Genomic DNA, 20219 nt, shown 5'->3' with positions numbered 1-20219 from the left:
CAACACGGCCCGGCCGCCGCGGCCATGGTGGTTGCCCGCGACACGGGTGTCCCGCGCCCCCCGGGGAACGGTGACCGCCCCTGTCTCCGGCGGTCCCGGCCATGCGCCGGACGGGAGGATTCCACCCCCGGGTTCACCCACGCGGGAGAGGTTCGGGGCCTCTCCCGCCCTCCGGCGCGCTCACGTATTGAGACGCCACAGGCGCTCTGCTCGGATGTGCTGCCGGCGGCGAAGGACGCCGCCGCGAAAGGAACCCTCGATGAGAAAGCTGCGCACAACGCTGATCACGTCGGCCGTGACCCTGATGGCCGCCGGCGGTCTGAGCCTCGGCACCGCCGCCCCCGCGCACGCCGCCTGGCAGTGCTCGGTGCCGCCGGGCATGACGTACACGTGGAAGACGTGGGACGCCGGCTGCGGCGTGCCCAACGGCATGAGCTACAACGTCGTGGCGCCCTCGGAAGGGCTGTGGGCCTGCCTGGTTCCGGTGGGCTGGAACTGGACCGACTCCCGGTCGAGTTCGCTGTGCAGCGCCAACGGCGGCTTCCCCACGACGGAGTACCGGCTGACCCGCGCCGGCTGACGCCGACCGCTCCCGCCGGGGCGCCGGGCCGGCGCCCCGGCGCGTGACGGCGTCCTCGCGTCAGGTCTCGGTGACGGCGGCCTGCGGCCGGATGGGCAGCCGGTTGACAGGACGGCCGGTGGCGGCCCGTACGGCGGAGGCGACCGCCGCCGGGGAGGCCACGACCGGCACCGCCGAGACCGCCTTGGCGCCGAACGGCGCCACCACGTCACGCTCCTCGACGAGTTTCACGATCCGGATCTCCGGCGCGTCGAGCGAGGTGGGCAGCGCATAGGCGGTCAGGTCGGGGTGGCGTACGACGCCCTTCGCGACGCGCAGGTGCTCGGTGAGTGCCGCCCCGATGCCCTGGGTGACGCCGGCTTCGATGCGGGCCCGCAGCTGCTGCGGGTTGAGGACGCGGCCGACGTCCTGCGCGACCGCCATCTCCACGACGCGGATCGAGCCGAGTTCCACGTCCACGTCGACCACGGCGCGCACCGCGGCGAAGGCGAGACCGACGAACGCGTCGCCCTGCCCGGAGTCGTCGAGCGGCTCGGTGGGGTGCGGGCGGCACTGCGCGGTCGCCCAGAGCTCCTTGCCCTCCAGCTCCTCCGCGACCGTGGTGGACAGCACCCCGTCGTACGAGGTGATCTTCCCGTCGGCGACGGTCAGCAGCTCCGTGGACATGCCGAACTTGGCCGCGAGCGGCTGGAGGAGCTGGGTGCGGACCATCTTCGCGGCGCGTTCCACCGCGCCGCCGGAGACCCAGGTGTGGCGGCTGCGCGCACCGGCACCGGCCGGGGGCTGGTCGGTGTCGACGGAGGCGACGTGAACGTCCTCGATGCCGAGGGTCTCCTGCACGATCTGCCGGGCGAGGGTGGAGAAGCCCTGGCCGGTTTCGACGGCCGCGCACAGCACGGTCGCCACCGTGCCCTCGACCTTCACCGTCGCCGTGCTGACCTCGTCCGTGCCCTCGGCCCCGAGCATGTGCACCATGCCCAGCCCGTAGCCCACGCCGCGCCGCACGGCGCCCGGTTCGCCGGCGCCCTCGGGGCCGCCGGGCAGCAGCCACTCCGAGGCGGGGCTGTCCTTGGGCAGCGCCGGCAGCGGCGCGTCCCGTACGGCGGTGAGGAGTTCGGCAACGGGCGCGGGACAGGTGACGGTCTGGCCGGTGGGTAGCAGGTCGCCGGTGGCGAGGGCGTTGCGCAACCGCAGTTCGGCGGGTTCGACGCCGAGCCGGGCGGCGAGCTTGTCCATCTGGCCCTCGTACGCGGCGCAGACCTGCATGGCCCCCTCGCCGCGCAGGTGCCCGGAGGGCGGGTTGTTGGTGCGCACGGCCCAGCCGTCGACGACGGCGTGCGGGACGACGTACGGGCCGGCGGCGAAGGACACGGCGGCGGCCAGCGCCTCGGAGGAGGTGTCGGCGTAGGCCCCGGCGTCGAGCAGGATCTGCGCCTCGACCTTGAGGAGCCTGCCGTCGGCGTTCGCGTGATGTCGGTAGCGCAGCAACGTGGGGTGGCGGTGGGCGTGGCCGAGGAAGGACTCCTCGCGGGTGGCGGCGATCTTCACCGGGCAGCCGGTGCGCAGCGCGAGCAGGCCCAGCGGCACCTGCATGCCGGTGTCCTCGCGGTCGCCGAGCGCGCCGGGCACGCCGGTGACGACGACCTTGACCTGCTCCGGCGGCAGGCCGAAGCAGGCTGCGACCTGGTCGCGGTCGGAGTGCGGGTCGGTGGAGGCGGTGTAGATCTCCACGCCGCCGTCCGGGCGCGGCACGGCGAGGCCCGCCTCGGCGCCGATGGGCGCCGGGTCCTGGCGGCCGATGCGGTACAGGCCCTCGACGACGACCTCCCCGGTGACGTCCGGGTCGCCGTAGCGCAGCGGGATGTGGCGGATCAGGTTGCCGTCTGGGTGCAGCGGCTCGGCCTCGAAGGACTGCTCCGGGTCGGTGACCGGGTCGAGCACCTCGTACTCGACGGCGATGGCGGCCGCGGCGAGCCGGGCGGTGTCGGGGTGGTCGGCGGCGACGGCGGCGACCGGTTCGCCGTGGTAGCGGACCACGTCGCGGGCGAACGCGGGCCGGTCGGCGACACGCCGGCCGTACGCCGGGTCGCCTGGCACGTCCTCGTGGGTGACGACGGCGCGGACGCCGGGCAGGGCGGCGGCCCGCGAGGTGTCGATGCCGGTGATGCGCGCGTGCGGGTGCGGGGCGCGCAGGATCGCCGCCCACAGCAGACCCTCGGCCCACAGATCGGCGGCGTACGGAAAGCTGCCCTCGGCCTTGGCTGCCGCGTCGACGGAGGGCAGGGAGGCGCCGATGCCGAGCGAGGGCTCGGGCGGTGCGGCCGGACCGCCCGGTCCGACGGGCGTGCCGTGGGAGGGGGTGCCCGGCACCACGCCCGGGCCGTCGGCCGTGCTGGTCATGCCGTCGCCTTTCGCGTGCGCGGGCGCGCGGTGCCGCGCGCGGTTTCGCGGGGTGCCCGGGGGCGGGAACGGGGGCGGCGGACCGGCGGACGTGTCACGCGTCGCCTCCCTCGGGCTGCTCCTCGAGGGCGGCGGCCCGGTCGGCTCGGTCGGTGACGACCGTATCGACCGCGTCCAGGACGCCGCGGTAGCCGGAGCAGCGGCAGAGGTTGCCGCAGATCGCCTGCCGGGTCTCCAGCTCGGTCGGCGCGTGGTTGCCCTCGAGCAGGTCGTGGAGGGCCATGGCCAGGCCGGGCACGCAGAAGCCGCACTGGACGGCGCCGCAGGCGGTGAGCGCGCGCTGCACGTCGGACGGCTCACCGTCCTCGGCCAAGCCCTCGACGGTACGGACCTCGCTGCCCGCCGCGGTGGCCGCGGGCACCAGGCAGGAGGCGACCAGCCGGCCGTCCACCTGTACCGAGCAGGCGCCACACTCGCCCTGCGAACAGCCGTCCTTGGCGCCGGCGAGGCCGAGGCGTTCCCGGAGCACGTAGAGCAGCGACTCGCCGATCCACGCCTCGCTGACCGGCCGGTCCACGCCGTTCACCCGCAGCACGTACGAGACGTGGGGGTGGTCGCTGTGCGCGAACCCGGCAGGGGCCGGATCGGGCTGGTCCGCGGGAGCGGGGCCGGCGGGGTCCCCCGTCGGGTCCGGCGGGACCGGGTCCGCAGCTTCGGGGGGGCCCGCGGCCTCGACGGCCCCGACGGGCTCCGCGGTCTCGGCGGGGTCCGCGGCCGCTGCGGCACGGGCGGCGGGGTGGGTGACGTACTCGCCGGAGTCGTCCGGGCCCGGCCCCGAGCCGTGGTGCGGCCACCCGTCGGTCCCCGCGGGTGCCTCGGACGCCTCAGCCGCCCCGTCGCCCTCGGCCGTGGCGGGCTCCGTGTCCGAAGCGGCGGCCGGGGGCTCGGTGCACACGGTCGCGGGCGGGGTGGGCACGCCGGCGCCGGGAGTGGACTCCACGAACGGGATCTTGCTGATCGATACGGCCCCCGCTCCTGCGGCGGCCGAGGACGGGGCTGCCGGGGGCGCCGGCGAGGACGGCGCGGGCGAGGAGGGCTCCGGTGCAGTCGCAGGCTCGTCCGTTCCGGCGGCCTCCGGGCCCCCGGCCGGCTCCGCGTGCTCGCCGGGCGCGTGGTGCCCCGGTGCTTCCGGACTCGCCGGCTCGCCCGAGGATTCCTCCGCCGGGGGAGCATCCGGAGCCGGCCCCGGCCGACCGGCCTCCTGCGTGGGACCGGGGAAGGGCGCGGCACCGGCGGACAGGAGAGGGTCGTCGCCGGTCGCGGGCAGAGAGCCGGGCTCGGGCCAGGTGGGCGTCCGGGGCTCCGTCGCCGGCCCTCCGGCGGCCGGGGCGGGTGCGGGCGGTCCCGCGTCGTCCGGGCCCCCGGGGAAGGCGCCGACGTCGTTCCCGGACGCGGCGCCCCGAGCGCCGGAGGGCGTGGAGTCGGCGTACGGGATCGCGCTGGACGGCGAGACGGTGGGCAGGCTCTCCGGGTCGAACGGGCCGCCCTGGTGGGGCACCTGCCCGGCGCCGTACCCGTCCGGTCCCGCACCGGGGTGCGTATCGCCACCGGGGGGCGGCCCGGCGGCATGCGCCAGATCCGGCCGAGGGCCGCCCGGATGCGGCACCTCCGGCTGCGGCACGTCCCCGGGTTCCGGCCAGTGCACGGCGGGCGGGGCGTCGGCTCCGGGCGTACCGGCGAAGGGCACCTGGCGGCGTGCGAGGGCGTCGGCGAGCTGCGTCTCCTGTCCGGCGGCGCCCACGCCGTGCCCCGGGGCCTCAGCCGTGGCGGGACCGGAGTGCGGCCACTCCCCCGGCCCGTGCGGCGGCTCGACCGCGCCGGGAGCCTGCCGGGCGTGGGGTACTGCGGTGGTGTCGGGCCCGTGAGGGCCGTAGGGGTCGGGGCCGTCGCCGGGTGCGGACTCGTCGGGGCGGCCGGCGCCGCCGCCCGACCCGAGCGGGCGGCGCTGGGTGCGGGCCTCGTGCGAGCCGGCGAGGGCGGCCGCGGCGCCCTGGCCCATCGCGGCGGCCATTCCGCCGCCCTGCGGGTGGGCGTCGGCGTCGTCCGCCGCGGTGTCGGCACCGAAGGTGGCGTCGTGGGGGCCGGGCTGTTGCCCCGGCTCGGGGTGACCGCCGTGCGGCAGGGGATCGGAGACCGTGGCGAACGGCAGGGTCCACTGCCCGGCCGCCGAGGGGTCGGTGCTCGCGGCCGGAGTCATCGGCGAGCCGCCGAGGTGGTGGCCCCCTCCGCCGTGTACCGGCTCGCCGCCGGGGCCCGTGGCCATGGGCACGGCGTGCCCGTCCGTCCCGTAGTACCCGCTGCCGGAGTAGTCGGCTCCGGAGGAGTGGCCGGTGCCCGCGTACCCGGTGCCGGAGTGGCCGCCGGCCGCGCCGGGCTCGAAGTCGCCGAGTGCGGGCGGGGTGTAGCCCTGGCCGGTGCCGGGGGCTGCCAGCGGGTCGGCGCCGGGCAGGCTGCTGCCGGGGCCGGGGAGCTGCACGAACGCCGTGGCGTCCGCGTCGTACTCGCCGCCCCAACTCCCCGGCGCGGGCGCCGGGTGGCCGGCGTGCGGCGCGGCGCCGTACCCGCCGTACTGTGCCCCGCCCGCATCGTAGGGGGTGCCGTAGTCGCCGTACCCGGCGGCGTCCGGGGGGTATCCGGCGTCCGCGTGGCCGTAGCCGCCGTGCCCGTCGCCGTACCCCTCGTGCGTGCCCGCTCCTCCGTTGCGGCCCTCGGGGCCGTACGGGTCCTGCGGGTCGTACGGGTCCTGCGGGTCGTACGGGTCCTGCCGGTCGTGCGGCTCGTGGGTCATGCCAGCGCCCTCCCGAGTCCTCGGCGGGCCAGCGCCGCCACGGTGCGCCGCAGGTGCAGGGCGGCGGCCGGAAGTACGGGGGTCTCCCCGCCGTCCTCCGGAGGCGACGGGTCGGGGATGCACGCCATGGCCACGTACTCCCCGAACGCGTGCAGCGCCTCCGGGGCCAGGCCGCGGTCGCCGTCCCAGTCGATGAGCGAGGCGACCCAGCGTTCGGCCTCCAGCGGCCGCAGCGGCATCGGGGCGACGGCACCGACGGCGCAGCGCACCCCGCGCCGCGCCGGGTCGAGCACGACCGAGGCGGAGGCCAGGGCACGGCCGGGGCCGGTGCGGCCGGTGGCCTTGAGGAAGGTCTGGGGGGCGTGCAGCAGGGGCACCCGGACATAGCCGACGATCTCGCCGGGGCGGAGCATCTCCCTGCCGGAGAGCAGGTGGCCGACGGGGATCTCCCGCCGCACGACGCCGCCCTCCCCCGGCCCGGCGACCAGCACCGCCGCCTCCAGGGCGGCGAGCACGGGCAGGGTATCGCCGGTGGGGGCGGCGCTGACGATGTTGCCGCCGAGCGTGCCGACGTTGCGGATCTGCGGCGGGCCGGCCGCGCGCGCGGCGGCGGCGAGCGCGGGGATGAGCGCGGCGAAGTCGGGGCGGCCCATGCGGGCGAGGGTGAGTCCGGCTCCGAGGAGGGCGTGGCCGTCCTGGTACTCCCAGCCGCGGATCTCGCTGATCCGCGCCAGGCCGACGAGGGCGGCGGGGCGCAGCCGGCCGGAGTTCACGGCGGCCATCAGGTCGGTGCCGCCGGCGACGGGCACGGCCGCGGGTACGGCGGTGAGCGCGGCGACCGCTTCGTCGAGCGTGGCCGGCAGGGTGACCGGCGCGCCCGGCTGCGCAGCGGACTGCGCCGCCTGTGGTGCATGCGGTGCGTGCGTGCTCAATCCAGCTGCCCCTTCCCCGGCCGTCCCGGCTGCCCTGCCGTACGGTACGTGCTCACAGCCCGGACGTGGCAACTCTGGCACATCTCACTCGACTGCCGCTGCGAGGGTCCACAAGGGGAGAGCTGTGCCGATCCCCTTCCTCAAGACCGGATCGCGGCGGTTCCGGCGGTACGTTCGGTTGCGTTCCGCATGCCGGGACGGATGCCGTTCGTCGCGTTCACGCCTTCACGGTGGCAGTCCGCGCCCGGGTACGGGGGCCGCTCGCGCACGCCTCACACGATCGGGGGTGGTCCCTCGATCGGGCGTCCGAGCACCCCGGGACGACGCTGCCACGGCCGGGGGCCGGCGGGCGGCCGGTAGTCGACGCCGAGGGCGTCGAGACGGGCCAGGTGCGCGCCCTCCAGCCGGTCGCGGAAGTCGTCGAACAGCCGTGCAGCGGGCGGCGGGAGGTCGGACCACACGACCTCGGCGAAGGCCGCGAGCCGGGGGTGGGTCTGGTAGTCGACGCGCTGCCGGGTCTCCGCAGCCTCGGTCCACATGTTCGCCTGGGCGCCCAGCACCCGGGCCGCCGCGGGCGTTCCGGCCAGTCGCGGCGGCACGGGTTCGAAGCGGTAGACGTCCTCCAGGGTGCGGACGTAGCCGAGCGGCACCGGCTCGACCTCGCCCGGGTGCTGGCGGTGGTCGAGGTACACCTGCTGCTCGGGGCACATCACCACGTCGTGTCCGGCCTCGGCTGCGGCGATGCCGCCCGCGTAGCCGCGCCAAGAGGAGACGACGGCGTCGGGCGGGAGGCGGCCGGCTCCGGCGTCGAGGATCTCGTCCCAGCCGACCGCACGGCGGCCGCGTGCCGCCAGGTGGCGTGCGAAGTGGCTCACGAACCAAGCGTGCAGGGCGGGTTCGCCGGAGAGGCCTTCCGTGCGGATGCGGTCCTGGGCGGCGGGCGAGGCACGCCACTCGCCGGTGGGGACCTCGTCACCGCCGACGTGGATCCAGGGCGAGGGGAAGAGTTCCAGGACCTCCTCCAGCACCTCTTCGTAGAAGCGCAGCGTGCGGTCGGTGGGCGCGAGCACGTGCGGGCTGACGCCCCAGTCCGTCCAGACGCCGAGAGCCGCGGTGTCGACGGCGTCGGCGTTGCCGAGTTCGGGGTGGGCGGCGACGGCGGCCTGGGAGTGGCCCGGGACGTCGATCTCGGGGACGACGGTGATGTGGCGCTCGGCGGCGTACGCGACGATCTCGCGGATGTCGTCGTGGGTGTAGAAGCCGCCGTGCGGGCGCTCGTCCCACAGCGGGGAGGCACGGTGGCCGAGGCGGGTGCGGGGCCGCCAGGCGCCGACCTCGGTGAGCCGGGGGTGGCGGCGGATCTGCAGACGCCAGCCCTGGTCGTCGGTCAGGTGCAGGTGCAGCACGTTGAGCTTGTGCAGGGCGAGCAGATCCAGACAGCGAAGCACGTCGTCCTTGGGCTGGAAGTGCCGTGCCACGTCCAGGAGGTGGCCGCGCCAGCGGAAGCGGGGCGCGTCCTCCACATGCACGGGCGGCACGGTCCACGGGCCGCTGCGGACCGGGGCGCGCCGGTAGGCGGCGGGGGGCAGGAGTTGCCGCAGGGTCTGCACCCCGTGGTGGACGCCCACCACTCCGCCGCCCGTGATCCGCACACCGCCCGCGTCGACGTCCAGCCGGTATGCCTCCAGGCCGGGCCCGGCGGCGAAGCCGTCGTCGTCCACGGCCAGCGCGACGTACGGGCCCTCGTCCCCGCTGCGGCGGGGCGGGAGCGGCAGCCCTGTGGCGGCGCCCAGGGCGGAGCGCAGCAGCCGGGCCGCGCCGGCGGTGCCCGGCCCCGCCTCGACGGCGGTGGTGCCGGTGAACGTGAACGGGCCGCCGCCGACGGCTTCCAGGACACGCGGGGCAGGGATCAGCCGGGGCTCGTCCGGCACGGGGCATCAGTCCTTCACGGCGCCGCCGAGGCCCGAGACCAGGCGGCGCTGTACGGCGACGAAGAAGACCAGCACGGGCACGGTCATCACGGTGGAGGCGGCCATCACGCCTCCCCAGTCGGGGGTTTCGGTGTCGAAGAAGACCAGCAGTGCCATCGGGAGGGTGGAGTTCTCGGTAGCGCTGATGAGGAACGACTTGGCGAACAGGAAGTCGTTCCAGGTGGAGATGAAGGAGAACACGCTGGTGGCCACCAGCCCGGGGAGCACCAGCGGAAAGAGGATCTGCCACAGGAAACGGCTGCGGCTCGCGCCGTCGAGGTACGCCTGCTCCTCCAGGGACGCGGGAACGGCTTTGACGAATCCACGCAGCATCCACACTGCGAACGGCAGGGAGAAGGCGAGGTGCGGAAGGATCAGGGAGATCAGCGAGTTGAGCGCGCCGACGTCCCGCATCAGGAAGAACACGGGAATGGTGAGCGCCTCGATCGGGACCATCTGCGCGGTGAGGAACATGATCAGCACAGTGGTGCGGAAACGGAACCGGAATCGGGCGACCGCGGTGGCTGCGAGAAACGCGATGAGCGCGGAGGCGACCACGACGGTCCCGGCGACCAGCAGGCTGTTGAGGAAGTAGCGGCCGAAATCCTGCTGGGTGAAGACCCGTTGGAAACTGTCCAGGGCGGGGCTCGTCGTCCACGGCACGGGCCGGTCGGACTGCACCTCGGCCTGCGGCTTGAACGCGGAGAGCACCATCCAGTAGAGGGGAAAGGCGACCACCAGTGCGGTCACGAGCGCCCCGGTCTCGGCAAGCAGCCGCCAGGGGCGCCGAAATCGCGGCAGGCGTACGGCGCGGGACGCGGTCGGTCGGGTCGGCGCGTTTCGCTGGACCGGCACCTTCGCGGCCTGTGCGGTCCTCGTGGTCGGTGTGGTCGTCACAGGTCCTCACCCCGGCGGCGCAGCACGCGCAGATAGACGAGCGTGACGCCCAGCAGGATCAGCAGCATCACGATGCCGATCGCGGAACCCAGGCCGTAGCGGGCGGACGCGAACGCCTTCTGGTAGGCGTACACGTTGAGCACGAGATTCTGGCCGGCGACGCCCCCGCCGCCGGTCATCACATAGATCTGCGTGAATATCTTGAAGTCCCAGATGATCGACTGGATGGTCACCACAACCAGCAGCGGCCGCAGCATCGGCGCCATGACGCTACGCCAGATCCGCGGTGCCCGCGCGCCGTCGAGCGCGGCGGCCTCCAGCACCTCTGCGGGAATGGCGCGGATTCCGGCGTAGACCGTCACCATCACGAGCGGGAACGAACACCACACGACCTCCAGGAGCACCAGGAGGAAGGCGCTCCACCGGCCGTACGTCCAGGAGAAGTCGCTCAGTCCGAACACCCGGTTGACCGGGCCGAAGTCGGGGTGGAAGAGGAACACCCAGACGGTGGACCCGGTGATGGCCGGGGTCGCCCAGGCGCCGAGCGAGGCCAGCATCAGCGCCAGCCGCGGCACCGCCCGCACCCGGGTCAGCAGGACGGCCAGCGCGCAGCCGACGGCCAGGGTGCCGAGGACGCAGACGGCGGCGAAGCCGACGGTGACCAGCAGCACGTCCCAGAACTTCGGGTCGCGCGCCAGCTCGGCGTAGTTGCCCAGGCCCTGGAACGTGGTCGGCTGCCCGCCGCTGACCTGGGCCTGGGTGTACTCGTAGAGGGAGATCAGGCCGAGCTGGTAGATCGGGTACGCGAGCAGCGCCGCGATCACCAGCAGCGCGGGGGCGAGGTAGAGCCAGGGCGTCCACCCGCCCCCGCGGCGCGCGGCGACGGCCGGGGCGCTCACCGCGCGAAGGCCTCGTCCATCGTGCGCGCGGCGGCCCCGGTGGCCCCGGGCACGTCCTGCTTGCCGCTGACGACACGCTGGAACATGGTGGGCAGCACCTGGCTCGCATCAATCGCCGACCACGCGGGCGTGGCGGGCACGAACTTCGCGCCGGCGTCCAGCGTCCGCACGAAGGGCTCGACGAACGGCTCCTCGGCGGCGACCTGCTGCCGGGTGTCGGTGAAGGTCGGCAGGAAGCCCATCTCGGCGAACAGCCGCTCCTGCGTCTCCTTGCCCGCCAGCCGCCGCATCAGGTCGACGGCCAGACCGCGGTGGCCGGTGCCGCGCATGACGCCGAGATTGTTGCCGCCGGCGAAGGCGGGCGCGATCTCGCCCTCCCGGACACCGGGCAGCGGCACCACGTCGTAGCTGCCGGCGACCTCGCTGTTCCCGACGGCCTCGCGGTTGAAGTCGCCGCCGATCACCATGCCGGCCTTGCCGTTGGCGAAGGCTTCGACCGTGTCGTTGCCGCCCATCTGCGCGCAGGTGGCGGGCGGGCAGTTGCCGGGGCCGAAGAGGTCGGTGTACGCGGTGACGCCCTTGCGTGCGGCCGGGTCGTCGATCGTCGCCGTCCACGCGCCGCCGCGCTTCTCGGCGACCTCGCCGCCGTGCGCCCAGACGAAGGGCAGGGCGCCGTAGGTGTACGAGCCGCCGACGGCGATGCCGTACATCTGCGGGCGCTCCTGCCGTATCCGTCGTGCGGTGTCGGCGAGTTCGTCGAGGGTGGCGGGCGGTTCGAGTCCGAGGTCGTCGAACACGTCCGTGCGGTAGTACAGGGCGCGGACGCCGACGAACAGCGGAGCGCCGTACACGCGGCCCTGGACGGTGACCGACTGCCGTGCGGTGGGATCGGTGTCCGCGGCCTCGCCCCACCCTTCGAAGGCGTCGGTGACGTCGAGGAGGGCGCCGTTCTCGACCAGGCCTGCGGTGTCGGTGTTGCCGAACTCGACGACGTCGGGAGCGGAGGAGGGGGCGTTCAGGGCGCCCTTCATCTTCTCCGCGCGGCTGTCGACGGGGATGTACTGCACGTCGACGGTCACGCCGCCGTGCTGCTTCTCGAATCCGGCGACGACGTCGTCGACGATCCGCTGCTTCGGCGCGTTGTCGACCTCGCGGAACAGCCAGACGCGCAGCGTGCCCGTCCGGTCGTCGCCGCCCTGCTCCGCGCCGCCGGACGAGGTGGACGGCGCGCAGCCGGTGAGGGCCAGGGCGGCGGCCAGACCGAGGACGGCGGCCGTCCGGGAGAGGAGTCGGAGTGCGGACGGTCTCATGGCGTGCCCCCTGGCGGGTCGACGACGAACGACACAGCGTTGCAACATGCGCAATGCACGTTTCGCACTGCACAACCGAGCCGGGCAGGAGGCTAGAGCCGACCGTCGCGGCCCACAAGAGGTCTCGACCAATCGGCTGCGGCCCAGCGGCGGGAACGGCCGGAGCACGGAGCAGCGGGCGCGGGCGGCGCGGGACGCCGGGCGGGCACGGGTGGCCGCCGCGCACAGCACGGCGCGCCCCGCCGGGCCCTCGTTCGAGAGGGAGCCCGGCGGAGCGCGCCGTGTGAGCCCTGCGCGGTGTGCGGCGTCAGGTGTGCGCCGCGGCGGGCGCTACTTCTTGCCGCCCTTGCCGTCGCCGTCCTTGCCGTTCTTGCCGCCGGCACCCATGGTCTCGTAGATCTCCTTGCACATGGGGCACACCGGGTACTTCTTCGGGTCGCGACCCGGCACCCAGACCTTGCCGCAGAGCGCGACGACGGGCGTCCCGTCGAGCGCGCTGGCCATGATCTTGTCCTTCTGGACGTAGTGGGCGAACCGCTCATGGTCGCCGTCACCGTGCGATGTCTGCGGGGTCGGCTCGACGAGAGTGCCGGTACCGGTCCCGCGCTCGGGCTCGAGAGTGCTCATGTGACCCAAGCCTAATTCAGCGAGGCGTCGTCCGGGTACGTCGCGACCATGGCCAGTTCGCTGCGCTGCCTCCGCAGTACGGAACGCCACAGACCCTCGGGGGCGGGCGAGGACACGTCGCCCGGCTCGGACTCCACGACGTACCAGGCGCCTTCGGCGAGCTCGTCCTCGAGCTGGCCCGCGCCCCAGCCGGCGTACCCGGCGAAGATGCGCAGCGAGCCGAGTTCGGCCGCCAGCAGCTCGGGCGGCGCGTCCAGGTCGACCAGGCCGATCGCGCCGAAGACGCGGCGGAATCCCAGCGGGCCGTCCCCGGGGCCGCGCGGGGCGTCCGGGCCGGTGACGCCGCCCAGCACGTCCGCGGCCTCGGCCGCCGCGTCGCCCGCGAGGTCCGCTCCGGGCGCGGGGTCCGCTCCCCCCGCGGCGTCCGGCGCCCCGTCGAGGACCGGCCTCTCCGGGCCCGTGCGGGGACCGGCCGCGCCGGTGAGGGGGCCGTTCGGGCCGTGGTCGCCGTTGCCCGTGGGGACCACGGCCAGCCCCAGCGCCGCGTCCAGCGACACCGGCCCTCCTTGGAACACCACCCCGGGGGCGCCCGCGAGATCGCCCCAGCCCTCCAGGATGTCGTCGACGTCCACGGGCGTCGGGCGGTTCAGGACCACGCCCAGCGAGCCCTCCTCGTCGTGGTCGAGGAGCAGCACGACGGCGCGGTCGAAGTTCGGGTCGGACAGCACCGGGGTGGCGACCAGCAGCCGCCCGGTGAGGGAGGACACCTCGGTCATGCCGCAATGATCCCACTCGTGGCACCGACAGGGATACCTTCCGGCCGCACTCCGGCCCCCCGAAAGGCGCGAAACCGCCGGTCACCCCCGTGGGCACGCGGTGGCCGGGGACCTGCGCCGGCCGGTGGTCCGGGCATCTCCCGCACCGGAAGAAAAGGTTCCGGAAGCACGCGGGCCCGCACAGGGCGTACGGAAAGCGGCCTGTGGGCCATTAGTCTTGAGTGCTGTCCCCTGAAACCCCGTTCGAAACGCGGAGCTCCATGTCCGGCACCGAAGATGTCCTGCTCGTCCACGGCGGTAGCCCGCTGGAGGGCGAGATCCGTGTCCGCGGCGCGAAGAACCTCGTGCCCAAGGCCATGGTCGCGGCGCTGCTCGGCAGCGGCCCGAGCCGCCTGCGCAACGTGCCCGACATCCGCGACGTGCGGGTGGTGCGCGGCCTGCTGCAGCTGCACGGCGTCACCGTGGGCGCGGGCGAGGAGCCGGGCGAACTCGTGATGGACCCCTCGCGGGTGGAGAGCGCCGACGTGGGCGACATCGACGCGCACGCCGGCTCCTCCCGCATCCCGATCCTCTTCTGCGGCCCGCTGCTGCACCGCCTCGGCCACGCCTTCATCCCGGGCCTCGGCGGCTGCGACATCGGCGGCCGCCCGGTGAACTTCCACTTCGACGTGCTGCGCGAGTTCGGCGCGACCATCGAGAAGCGCGCCGACGGCCAGTACCTGGAGGCGCCGCAGCGACTGCGCGGCTGCAAGATCAGCCTGCCGTACCCGTCGGTCGGGTCCACCGAACAGGTGCTGCTCACCGCGGTGCTGGCGGAGGGGGTGACCGAACTCTCCAACGCGGCGGTCGAGCCGGAGATCGAAGACCTCATCTGCGTGCTGCAGAAGATGGGCGCGATCATCTCCGTCGACACCGACCGCACCATCCGCATCACCGGCGTCGACCGGCTGGACGGCTACACCCACCGGGCCCTCCCGGACCGGCTGGAGGCCGCGTCCTGGGCGAGCGCCGCGCTCGCCACCGAGGGAAGCGTCTACGTCCACGGCGCCCGGCAGCGCGAGATGATGACGTTCCTCAACACCTACCGCAAGGTCGGCGGCGCCTTCGAGATCGGCGACGAGGGCATCCGCTTCTGGCACCCCGGCGGCCCGCTGAAGGCCATCGCGCTGGAGACGGACGTCCACCCGGGCTTCCAGACCGACTGGCAGCAGCCGCTGGTCGTGGCGCTCACCCAGGCATCCGGGCTGTCGATCGTGCACGAGACGGTGTACGAGTCGCGGCTGGGCTTCACGGAGGCCCTGAACCAGATGGGCGCGCACATCCAGCTCTACCGCGAGTGCCTGGGCGGCATGCCGTGCCGCTTCGGGCAGCGCAACTTCCTCCACTCCGCGGTCGTGTCCGGGCCGACGAAGCTCCAGGGTTCCGACCTGGTCATCCCGGACCTCCGGGGCGGGTTCTCGTACCTCATCGCGGCACTGGCCGCGCAGGGCACGTCGCGCGTACACGGCATCGACCTGATCAACCGCGGCTACGAGAACTTCATGGAGAAGCTCGCCGAACTCGGCGCCAACGTCGAGCGCCCATAGGGGCGCACCCGCGCCGGACGGCAGGCAGGCCGCCGGCGCTTCGGACGCGACGAGGGGCGGCCACCCTGGGAGGGTGGCCGCCCCTCGTACTCGGAGGGCATCAGCCCTTACTTGCCCTTGGCGGCTTCCTTCAGCTTGGAGCCGGCCGACACCTTGACGCTGTACCCGGCCGGAATCTGGATCGGCTCACCGGTCTGCGGGTTGCGCGCCTGGCGGGCGGCGCGGTGCGTGCGCTCGAAGGTGAGGAAGCCGGGGATGGTGACCTTCTCGTCGCCCTTGGAGACGACCTCGCCGGTCACCTCGGCCAGAGCGGCCAGAACGGCGTCGGCGTCCTTGCGGGTCACCTCGGCACGATCGGCCAGAGCGGCCACCAGCTCACTGCGGTTCATAGTTCGTTACTCCCGTGTTCTTCTTGCCGTTGAGGCGTGAGTCGAAGCCGATGCTGCCAGGGCTCTCGGACAGTCCCCGGACCCGGGTCCTAAGGTTCAGACCCTCGCGCCCGAAGACGCATCCTGCCCCCACCTGCGGCGGGAACGCCAATCCGACACCCTTCCGGCGCCCTTCCGGCTTCTCAAACCCTACGGGCCACACGGGTGCCGACACCCGCGACGCGCCGGGCGGGCGCGGGCCGGGACGCGTGAGAGGTGTCACCCATCCGGGTCACTCCCCCGACGAGCCGGCCGCCTCCGTCGCCGGCTGCGTCGCGGATTCCCCGGCGGCCCTGACGGCCTTGCGGACCGCGCCGGCCACCGCTCCGGAGACCTTCTCGTTGAAGACGCTGGGGATGATGTAGTTCGCGTTGAGCTCGTCCTCCAGCACCACGTCGGCGAGCGCGCGCGCCGCCGCCAGCATCATCTCGGTGTTGACCGTACGCGACTGCGCGTCGAGCAGGCCGCGGAAGACGCCCGGGAAGACCAGCACGTTGTTGATCTGGTTCGGGAAGTCGGAGCGTCCGGTGGCGACGACCGCCGCGGTACGGCGCGCCTCGCCCGGGTCGATCTCCGGGTCGGGGTTGGCGAGCGCGAAGACGATCGCGCCGTCGGCCATCGTGGCGACGTCCTCACCGGCCAGGACGTCGGGAGCGGACACGCCGATGAACACGTCGGAGCCGACCACCGCGTCCTTGAGGGTGCCGGTGACGCCCTCGGGGTTGGTGTTGCGGGCGATCCAGCTCAGCGGCGAGTCGGGGGCGGCGTCCACCAGGTCCTCGCGTCCGCCGTGCACGACGCCGTGGATGTCGGCGACCACCGCGTGCTTGACGCCGGCGGCCAGCAGGAGCTTGAGGATCGCCGTACCGGCCGCTCCGGCGCCGGACATGACGACACGCACGTCCTCGATGTTCTTGCCGACCACGCGCAGCGCGTTGTGCAGCGAGGCGAGGACGACGATGGCGGTGCCGTGCTGGTCGTCGTGGAAGACGGGGATGTCCAGGGCCTCGCGCAGCCGCGCCTCAATCTCGAAGCAGCGCGGCGCCGAGATGTCCTCGAGGTTGATGCCGGCGAAGCCGGGAGCGACCGCCTTGACCACCTCGACGATGGTGTCGGTGTCCTGCGTGTCCAGGCAGATCGGCCAGGCGTCGATGCCGGCGAACGTCTTGAACAGCGCGGCCTTGCCCTCCATCACCGGAAGCGCGGCCTTGGGCCCGATGTTGCCCAGACCGAGGACGGCGGAGCCGTCGGTGACGACGGCGACCGAATTGCGCTTGATGGTGAGCCGCCGGGCGTCCTCGGGGTTCTCCGCGATCTGCGTGCAGACGCGGGCGACGCCCGGGGTGTAGACCATGGAGAGGTCGTCGCGGTTGCGAATCGGGTGCTTCGACGACATCTCGATCTTGCCGCCGAGGTGCATCAGGAACGTCCGGTCGGAGACCTTGCCGAGCGTGACGCCCTCGACGCCGCGCAACTGCTGGACGATGGAGTCCGCGTGCGCGGTGGAACTGGCGGCGATGGTGACGTCGATCCGGAGCCGTTCGTGGCCGGAGGCCGTCACGTCCAGACCGGTGACCGAGCCGCCGGAGGACTCCACGGCAGTGGTGAGCTGACTGACCGCGGTCCCGCCCGCGGGGACTTCCAGACGGACCGTCATCGAGTACGAGACGCTGGGCGCCGTTGCCATGGCCGACTTCCTCTGCTTTCCCTGTGCTACCGGGCGCCGGCCCGGTCCACCGGGGACCGTTGCGCGCGGCGCGTCACCAGATAGTCCCACCTACCGACTGGTACGCAGAAACCTGACCCCTGCAGTGGAATCATTCTTCCACCATACGAGAGAAAGTGCCTCGCGAGGAACCCCCGGGCACTCCGCAGAAACGGGAGCGACATGCACCCTTGACGGCATCAATCAGTCGAAAACGGTACGAATCGTTCTAAGATCCTGCCCGCACACGCTCATGTACGTACACAGGAGACCGAACAATGGCTCAGGGCACGGTCAAGTGGTTCAACGCGGAGAAGGGCTACGGCTTCATCGCCCAGGAGGACGGTGGGCCGGACGTCTTCGTCCACTACAGCTCGATCAACGGTGACGGATACCGGAGCCTGGAGGACGCCCAGCGCGTGGAGTTCGAGATCGCTCAGGGCCGGAAGGGTCCGCAGGCCGAACAGGTGCGCGTTCTCGGCTGACGAGCGGAGCCCGGCGGCGCGGGGCGACGAGAAGAAGGTGGCACCGACCCGCCAGCTCGCCTCGCGGCAAGTGGTCGCTCGAAGCGACGATGGTTGGGCCCGGGGGCATGGATCGGGCCGGTGCCACCCTCAGGCTAACAAACAGGGCCCGTTCGGCCATCCCTCCTTCCGGGCCCTGTACGTTCGGCGGGACGGGAAGCGGCGTTCGGACGCCGCGGGGACGTACGGTCGGCAGACTGGGGCGCCCGGTGCCGCGTGGCGGGCCGACGAGCCCACGGGGTGACGGCGGGGCGTGCGGCCCCGGCAGGTTCAGTCCCGCAGCAGGTCCGGCACCCCGTCGGCGTCGGGCAGGTCGCGGGGGCCGGAAACGAGGGTGAGTCGCTGCGTCGCGCGCGTGAGCGCGACGTACAGCACCCTCAGCCCCGCTCCGCCCGCGCCCGGGCCGCCCTCGGCGAACTCGCGCGGGGACAGGCCCTCCGCGATCTCGGCGGGTGAGACGACCACGGTGGCGTCGTACTCCAGTCCCTTCGCCTCCAGACTGCCCAACGCCACGGCCCGGTCGCCCAGGCCGGCCAGCCACTGCCGTGCTTGGGTGCGCCGCCCCATCGCGACCACCACGCCGACCGTGCCGTCCACCTCCGAGAGCAGCCGCTCCGCCTCGGCCCGTACGGTCCGGCCCAGCCGGTCCTCCCCCTCCTCGCCCTCCGCACCGTCACGGCCGTTCGCGCCGTTCGCGCCTGCGGCCGCGACGAAGCGCGGGGTGAGGCCCGTGCTGCGCACGGCCTCCGGCGGAGTGCTGCCCGGCATAGCCAACGCCAGCACCCGGTCGGCGAGTTCGGCGATCTCCGCCGGGTTGCGGTAGTTGACGGTGAGTTCGAAACGACGGCGCGGACGGCCGCCCAACGCCTCGGCGCGCGCGGCGGCGGCCTCGTCGGTGTCCGTCCAGGAGCTCTGCGCCGGGTCGCCGACCACGGTCCAGGTGGCGTGGCGGCCGCGCCGTCCCACCATCCGCCACTGCAGGGGCGTCAGGTCCTGCGCCTCGTCGACGATGACGTGGGCGTAGTCGCGGCGCTCCTCCTCCACGTCGGGCCGCCGCCGGCGCGGGCCGCTGCGGTCGGCGGCGGTGGTCACCTCCTCCAGCCCGGTGAGCTGGTCCAGCGGATCGGCCTCCTGCCTCCGCGGCCGGGCGGCGGGGGGACCGAGGAGCTGTCGCAGCTCGTCCAGCAGCGCGACGTCGTGCACGGACAGCGGCCCCGTGCCGTCCACGCCCAGCCGGCGCAACGAGCGGGCCAGCAGCCGCACCTCGCCGCCGCGGAGCATCCGGCGTGCCCAGCGGGCGAGCCGCTTCTCGTCGGCCAGCGCCGCGAGCACGCGGCGCGGGGTCAGTTCCGGCCACCAGGCGTCGAGGAAGTCGGTGAAGTCCGTCTCCTCGTCGAGGTCCTCGTCGAAGCCCTGCCGCACCTCGGCGGCGAGTTCGGGATCGTGGGCGTGCCGGCGGGCGGCGCCGGACTTCTCCCACAGCGCATCGAGCAGCAGCCGCCGGGCCCGGGGCCGCATCAGGTTCACCGGCGCGGTGCCACCGAGCACCTGGCGGCGTACGGCCCGCAGTTCGTCCGCGCCCAGCTCGACGCGGGAGCCGAACGCCACCACGCGCAGCCGCTGCGGGACCTCGCCCAGCTCCAAGGCACCCCGCGCGGCCCGACGCAGCACCCCGACCATGCGGGCGGAGCCCTTGACGCGGGCCACCGGCTGGTCGTCGTACGCGCTCGCCTCGACGCCGTCGACCAGCGAGCCCAGCGCGCGGATGGCGACCTGCCCCTCCTCGCCGAGGGAGGGCAGCACGCCTTCGGTGTACGACACCAGCAGGGGGGTCGGGCTGACGACCAGGATGCCGCCCGCGTACCGGCGCCGGTCCCGGTAGAGCAGGTAGGCCGCGCGGTGCAGGGCGACGGCGGTCTTGCCCGTGCCGGGGCCGCCCTCGACCTCGGTGACGGAGGCGGCGGGGGCGCGGATCACCTCGTCCTGCTCGGCCTGGATGGACGCCACGATGTCCCGCATGGCGTGACCGCGGGCCCGGCCCAGAGCGGCCATCAGAGCGCCGTCGCCGACGGCGGGCAGTTCCTCGCCGTCCAGGGTGGCGCGGATCTCCGGGCGCAGCAGGTCGTCTTCGACGCCGAGCACACGGCGGCCCTTGCTGCGGATGACGCGGCGGCGCACCACCCGGCCGGGGGTCACGGGAGTGGCCCGGTAGAAGGGGGCGGCGGCGGGTGCCCGCCAGTCGATGACCAGCGGGGCGTAGTCGGCGTCCAGCACGCCCAGGCGTCCGATGTGCAGGGTCTCGGCGATGTCGGCGCCGCCGTCCGGGCGCACCGCGTCGTCGGCCGGCTCCACGGACGTGTAGGCGCCGTCGGGGCCGCGTTCGCCGGTCTTGCCGTCGAGCAGGTCGATGCGGCCGAAGAGGAAGTCCTCGAACTCGCTGTTCAGCCGGTTGAGGTGGATCCCGGCCCGGAAGACCTGCGCGTCGCGTTCGGCGAGCGCGCCGGGTGTGCCGACCTGCCCCCGCTTGGCGGCGTCGTCCATGAGGAACTCGGCCTCGTGGATCTTCTCCTCCAGACGGCGGTACACGGCGTCCAGATGCGTCTGCTCGCGACGCGTCTCCCGTTCGCGCACGCCCTCGGCGTCCGCTGCCCGGCCGTCTGCTCTGTCCACGGTGTCCTGCGCTCCCATGCGGCCCCCTTCTCTCTCACAGGGCAGCCGTCCACCGTACGCGACCTGC

15 protein-coding genes are annotated in these 20219 nt (G+C 73.9%); 3 read left to right on the top strand and 12 right to left on the bottom strand.

What is annotated here, in order from left to right; all coding sequences use genetic code 11:
• Window positions 1-259 precede the first annotated feature (259 nt).
• Window positions 260-580, top strand: coding sequence for a hypothetical protein (locus tag E4198_RS17110; RefSeq protein ID WP_136183923.1), 321 nt, complete (start codon window positions 260-262; stop codon window positions 578-580).
• 60 nt (window positions 581-640) lie between these two features.
• Here E4198_RS17110 and E4198_RS17105 read toward each other — a convergent pair whose 3' ends face one another.
• The 9 genes from E4198_RS17105 to E4198_RS17065 all read right to left on the bottom strand — a co-directional run bounded on the left by E4198_RS17105 (window position 641) and on the right by E4198_RS17065 (window position 13239).
• A complete protein-coding gene (locus tag E4198_RS17105; RefSeq protein ID WP_136183922.1) occupies window positions 641-2980 on the bottom strand; it encodes a molybdopterin cofactor-binding domain-containing protein in 2340 nt (779 codons plus the stop codon).
• A 94-nt stretch (window positions 2981-3074) separates the two neighbouring features.
• Window positions 3075-5828 carry a 2Fe-2S iron-sulfur cluster-binding protein gene (locus E4198_RS25545; RefSeq protein WP_281727992.1) on the bottom strand — a complete coding sequence of 918 codons (2754 nt, stop codon included), beginning with the start codon at window positions 5826-5828 and terminating at the stop codon, window positions 3075-3077.
• Window positions 5825-6691, bottom strand: a complete 867-nt coding sequence (locus E4198_RS17095; RefSeq protein WP_247597943.1) for an FAD binding domain-containing protein — start codon at window positions 6689-6691, stop codon at window positions 5825-5827. Before E4198_RS17095 ends, E4198_RS25545 begins: the two co-directional genes overlap by 4 nt.
• A gap of 341 nt (window positions 6692-7032) precedes the next feature.
• Window positions 7033-8670, bottom strand: a complete 1638-nt coding sequence (locus E4198_RS17090; RefSeq protein ID WP_281728012.1) for a beta-N-acetylhexosaminidase — start codon at window positions 8668-8670, stop codon at window positions 7033-7035.
• Between the two features lie 27 nt (window positions 8671-8697).
• Entirely contained in the window at window positions 8698-9531 is an 834-nt protein-coding gene (locus tag E4198_RS17085) for a carbohydrate ABC transporter permease (protein WP_136185444.1), read from the bottom strand.
• Between the two features lie 92 nt (window positions 9532-9623).
• Window positions 9624-10526: a sugar ABC transporter permease gene (locus E4198_RS17080; protein WP_136183920.1), complete on the bottom strand. Its 903-nt coding sequence runs from the start codon at window positions 10524-10526 to the stop codon at window positions 9624-9626.
• Complete coding sequence (locus E4198_RS17075; protein ID WP_136183919.1) at window positions 10523-11836, bottom strand: extracellular solute-binding protein; 1314 nt, start codon at window positions 11834-11836, stop codon at window positions 10523-10525. Before E4198_RS17075 ends, E4198_RS17080 begins: the two co-directional genes overlap by 4 nt.
• Window positions 11837-12166: 330 nt before the next feature.
• The gene (locus E4198_RS17070) at window positions 12167-12463 is read right to left on the bottom strand and encodes a DUF3039 domain-containing protein (protein ID WP_136183918.1); all 297 of its coding nucleotides are present in this window, start codon (window positions 12461-12463) and stop codon (window positions 12167-12169) included.
• 11 nt (window positions 12464-12474) lie between these two features.
• On the bottom strand, window positions 12475-13239 hold the full coding sequence (locus E4198_RS17065) for a YqgE/AlgH family protein (protein ID WP_136183917.1): 765 nt from the start codon (window positions 13237-13239) through the stop codon (window positions 12475-12477).
• A 260-nt stretch (window positions 13240-13499) separates the two neighbouring features.
• Here E4198_RS17065 and murA point away from each other — a divergent pair, with 260 nt between their 5' ends.
• Window positions 13500-14825 carry a UDP-N-acetylglucosamine 1-carboxyvinyltransferase gene (gene murA / locus E4198_RS17060; RefSeq protein WP_136183916.1) on the top strand — a complete coding sequence of 442 codons (1326 nt, stop codon included), beginning with the start codon at window positions 13500-13502 and terminating at the stop codon, window positions 14823-14825.
• A gap of 107 nt (window positions 14826-14932) precedes the next feature.
• Here murA and E4198_RS17055 read toward each other — a convergent pair whose 3' ends face one another.
• Window positions 14933-15214, bottom strand: coding sequence for an HU family DNA-binding protein (locus E4198_RS17055; protein WP_027763440.1), 282 nt, complete (start codon window positions 15212-15214; stop codon window positions 14933-14935).
• A gap of 271 nt (window positions 15215-15485) precedes the next feature.
• Entirely contained in the window at window positions 15486-16940 is a 1455-nt protein-coding gene (locus E4198_RS17045) for an NAD-dependent malic enzyme (protein ID WP_136183915.1), read from the bottom strand.
• Between the two features lie 296 nt (window positions 16941-17236).
• On the opposite strand from E4198_RS17045, the gene E4198_RS17040 reads away from it, so the two are divergent.
• Window positions 17237-17443: a cold-shock protein gene (locus E4198_RS17040; RefSeq protein ID WP_136183914.1), complete on the top strand. Its 207-nt coding sequence runs from the start codon at window positions 17237-17239 to the stop codon at window positions 17441-17443.
• Between the two features lie 309 nt (window positions 17444-17752).
• Here the strand turns inward: E4198_RS17040 and E4198_RS17035 are convergent, their stop codons facing one another.
• Window positions 17753-20170: a UvrD-helicase domain-containing protein gene (locus E4198_RS17035; protein WP_136183913.1), complete on the bottom strand. Its 2418-nt coding sequence runs from the start codon at window positions 20168-20170 to the stop codon at window positions 17753-17755.
• Between the last annotated feature and the right edge of the window lie 49 nt (window positions 20171-20219).

Source organism: Streptomyces sp. RKND-216, from assembly GCF_004795255.1.
Taxonomy (GTDB): Bacteria; Actinomycetota; Actinomycetes; order Streptomycetales; family Streptomycetaceae; genus Streptomyces; species Streptomyces hazeniae.
This window is presented reverse-complemented; position numbering and strand designations above follow the sequence as displayed.